The following is a 3,276-nucleotide window of genomic DNA, read 5'->3' on the forward strand; positions in this document are numbered from 1 at the left end:
GCTCAACGGCACCGGACGGTCGACGCCGGTGACCACCGCGGTCTCGCGGCCCGTGCGCAGCGTGAGGTCGTCGGCGATGCGCGTGACATCGCCGAGCGTCGCCGACATGAGCACGAACTGCACGTCGGGAAGGGTCAGCAGCGGCACCTGCCAGGCCCAGCCGCGGTCGGGGTCGGCGTAGAAATGGAACTCGTCCATGACGACGAGGTCGACCGCGGTGTCCGCCCCGCCGCGCAGCGCCAGGTTGGCCAGAATCTCGGCCGTGCAGCAGATGATGGGGGCGTCGCCGTTGACCGTCGAGTCCCCGGTGATCATGCCGACGTTCTCTGCGCCGAAGATGTCGACGAGCGCGAAGAACTTCTCGCTGACGAGTGCCTTGATCGGCGCCGTGTAGAAGCTGCGGCGTCCCTCGCCCATCGCGGCGAAGTGCGCTCCGATTGCGACGAGAGACTTACCCGTGCCCGTCGGAGTGCTGAGAATCAGGTTGGCGCCAGAGACGATCTCGATGAGCGCCTCCTCCTGCGCCGGATACAGCGAGAGTCCACGACCGGATGCCCACCCGGCAAAGGAGTCGAAGGCGGCATCCGAGCTGTACGGCTTCGGAACCAGGTCGAGGAGGGCGGGCATGGTTCAACCGTAGTTGGCTGCTGCGTCTACGTCGGGCAGGGGTCATCAGTCACGTTCGCGACGATGGAGAAACTGAAGCCGGGGTTCTCGAAGGTGACACGGGCCCTGGTGCCGACGTCGTCATGGGTGACGAAGGCAGGCTCATACGGCGCGCCCTGCGGTGGGTCGAGCTCGCGCAACTCGACGAACCCGGCGTCGCTGAGCAGCGGGGCGATGATCGCCAGGTAGTCGTCACGGTCACCGGCGTCGGTCGACGTGTTCTCGAGATCTCCGATCCACAGGATGCAGGGGGTGGTGTCGACCGAGTCGAGAGCGTTGTCGACCGTGTAGATGTGCCCGGGGTATGCCCTCTCGAGCTCGGTCGAGATCTCATCGAAGAGACCCTGGTAGCGGGCGGTGGCTTCATCGATCGACAGGCTCGGGGGCGGCTCGACGTACGACAGAGAGCAGCCGGTGAGGGAAAGTGCCGCAATGAGAACGATGAGCCTGCGCATGACCTGACGGTAGGCGAGACGAGCGGCGGGAGGAATGGGCAGCACTGCCCACACGAAGGCACGCGAAGGCGGGACTAGGGTTCCCGCCTCCGCGTGGTCGGTCTCTGTGCTCGTTCGTCGAAGCTCGTTCGTCGCAGCTCGTTCGTCGCACAGAAGTCTCAGCAAGCTCAGCATGACCATCGCGGCGAGCGCAACGCCTTGCACGGACGCACTTCTGCACCATCCGCCTATTTCTTCACGCGATAGAATTCCCTGTGCCTTCCGACCAGATCGACCCCGCGGATCTCGAGGCCACCCTTCGCGTACTCGCCCAGCTGGCGCACCTCGAAGACGACGATCCGGACTTCGTGACGGTGCGCCAGGCGACCGCGAAGATGTTCAAGGCCGTCAAGCAGGTGGGCCGCGCCGAGAAGCGCGCCCGCATCGCCGAGGCCGACCGGGCCGTGGTCGCCGCCACCGCGACGGGGGCACCGGATCGCATCGATGACGAGACCCGCGGCATCCCCATCTCGAGCTCGACGACCGCGCCGATCGCCGGCGAGCTCATCAAGCCCCGCGCCTGCTACATCTGCAAGAAGCCGTACACCGTCGTCGACGCCTTCTACCACCAGCTCTGCCCCGACTGCGCGGCGATGAGCCACGCCAAGCGCGACGCCCGCACCGATCTCACCGGCAAGCGCGCGCTGCTCACCGGCGGCCGCGCCAAGATCGGCATGTACATCGCGCTGCGGCTGCTGCGCGACGGGGCCCACACGACCATCACGACGCGATTTCCCCGGGACGCGGTGCGCCGCTTCACCGCGCTGCCCGACTCCGCCGACTGGATCGACCGCCTCAAGATCGTCGGCATCGACCTGCGCGATCCCGCCCAGGTCATCGGCCTCGCAGATGACGTGGCTGCAGCCGGCCCGCTCGACATCCTCATCAACAACGCGGCGCAGACGGTGCGGCGCAGTGCGGGCGCCTACCAGCCGCTCGTGGACGCGGAGCTCGCTCCGCTGCCCGACGGCCCACTCCCCCAGCTGGTCACCTTCGGCCACACCAACGACGCCCACCCGCTCGCTCTGGCCGAGTCGGTGACCAGCCACCCGATCCTCGCCGCTGTCGCTAAGACAGCGCAGGCCACCGAGGCCGGTGCGTCGTCGATCGAGCGCCACAAGGACGGCACCGCGATCGACGCCGGCGGTCTCGTACCCGACCAGAACCACATCAACTCGTGGACGCAGAGCGTCGACCAGGTTGAGCCGCTCGAGATGCTCGAGGTGCAGCTCGCCAACATGACGGCGCCCTTCCTGCTGGTGAGTCGGCTGCGGTCGGCCATGGCGGCGAGCGACGCCCGCCGCACCTACGTCGTCAATGTCAGTGCGATGGAGGGTGTCTTCGGCCGCGGCTACAAGGGCCCCGGTCACCCGCACACCAACATGGCCAAGGCCGCCCTCAACATGCTCACCCGCACGAGTGCGCGCGAGATGTTCGAAACCGATGGGATTCTCATGACAGCGGTCGACACCGGCTGGATCACCGACGAGCGCCCGCACTTCACCAAGGTGCGTCTCGCCGAAGAGGGCTTTCACGCCCCGCTCGACCTCGTCGACGGCGCGGCCCGCGTCTACGACCCGATCGTTCGCGGCGAGGCAGGCGAAGACCTCTACGGGGTCTTCCTCAAGGACTACTCGGTGGGGTCGTGGTGATCCGCCTCGCTCTCGCCGCGGTGATGCTCGCGGTGCCTGCCACAACCACCGCAGAGACGACCCCACAGCACGAGACCTTCACGACTGCGGAGCAGCCGGCTGGCGTCCCTTTCGAGTGGGTCGTGCCCGAGGGCGTCGGTGTCGTCACGGTGACGGCGACCGGCGGCGACGGGGGCACGTCGAGTCCCGACCGGCCCGGGGGCGTCGGCGCCGCGGTGACCGTTGCCATCCCCGTTGAGGCGGGGCAGGTACTCACCATCACCCTGGGGGCAGACGGCGGCCCCACGGGCATCGGCGGACTCGGCTTCGGATCCGGGGGCAACGGCATCGACGCCGGCGGTGGCGGCGGAAGCACGGGCATCGCCATCGACGGAACCGTGACCCTCGTGGCCGGTGCCGGAGGCGGCAGCAGCACCTCGACCAGCGCGGGCGGCGGTGGCGCTGCCGGCCTGCCCGACGGCCAG

At 68.4% G+C, this 3,276-nt stretch carries 3 protein-coding genes and 1 pseudogene; 2 read left to right on the forward strand and 2 right to left on the reverse strand.

Annotated features, from left to right (window positions below):
* Both ACILQS_RS16030 and ACILQS_RS16035 read right to left on the reverse strand, forming a co-directional pair.
* The coding region (locus tag ACILQS_RS16030; RefSeq protein ID WP_395641125.1) for a DEAD/DEAH box helicase at positions 1-627 on the reverse strand (627 nt) is incomplete at its 3' end.
* A gap of 26 nt (positions 628-653) precedes the next feature.
* Entirely contained in the window at positions 654-1,121 is a 468-nt protein-coding gene (locus tag ACILQS_RS16035) for a hypothetical protein (protein WP_395641126.1), read from the reverse strand.
* A gap of 254 nt (positions 1,122-1,375) precedes the next feature.
* Here ACILQS_RS16035 and ACILQS_RS16040 point away from each other — a divergent pair, with 254 nt between their 5' ends.
* The gene (locus ACILQS_RS16040; RefSeq protein WP_395641127.1) at positions 1,376-2,812 is read left to right on the forward strand and encodes an SDR family NAD(P)-dependent oxidoreductase; all 1,437 of its coding nucleotides are present in this window, start codon (positions 1,376-1,378) and stop codon (positions 2,810-2,812) included.
* A pseudogene (locus ACILQS_RS16045) lies at positions 2,806-3,276 on the forward strand (hypothetical protein); the annotation flags it as partial. The gene ACILQS_RS16040 and the pseudogene ACILQS_RS16045, both read left to right, overlap by 7 nt.

Source organism: Pseudolysinimonas sp. (assembly GCF_044239695.1).
Taxonomy (GTDB): Bacteria; Actinomycetota; Actinomycetes; order Actinomycetales; family Microbacteriaceae; genus Pseudolysinimonas_A.

Excerpts from the sequence above, each read along its gene's own strand:
- ACILQS_RS16035 (WP_395641126.1), bottom strand. The coding sequence starts at position 1,121 with ATGCGCAGGCTCATCGTTCTCATTGCGGCACTTTCCCTCACCGGCTGC.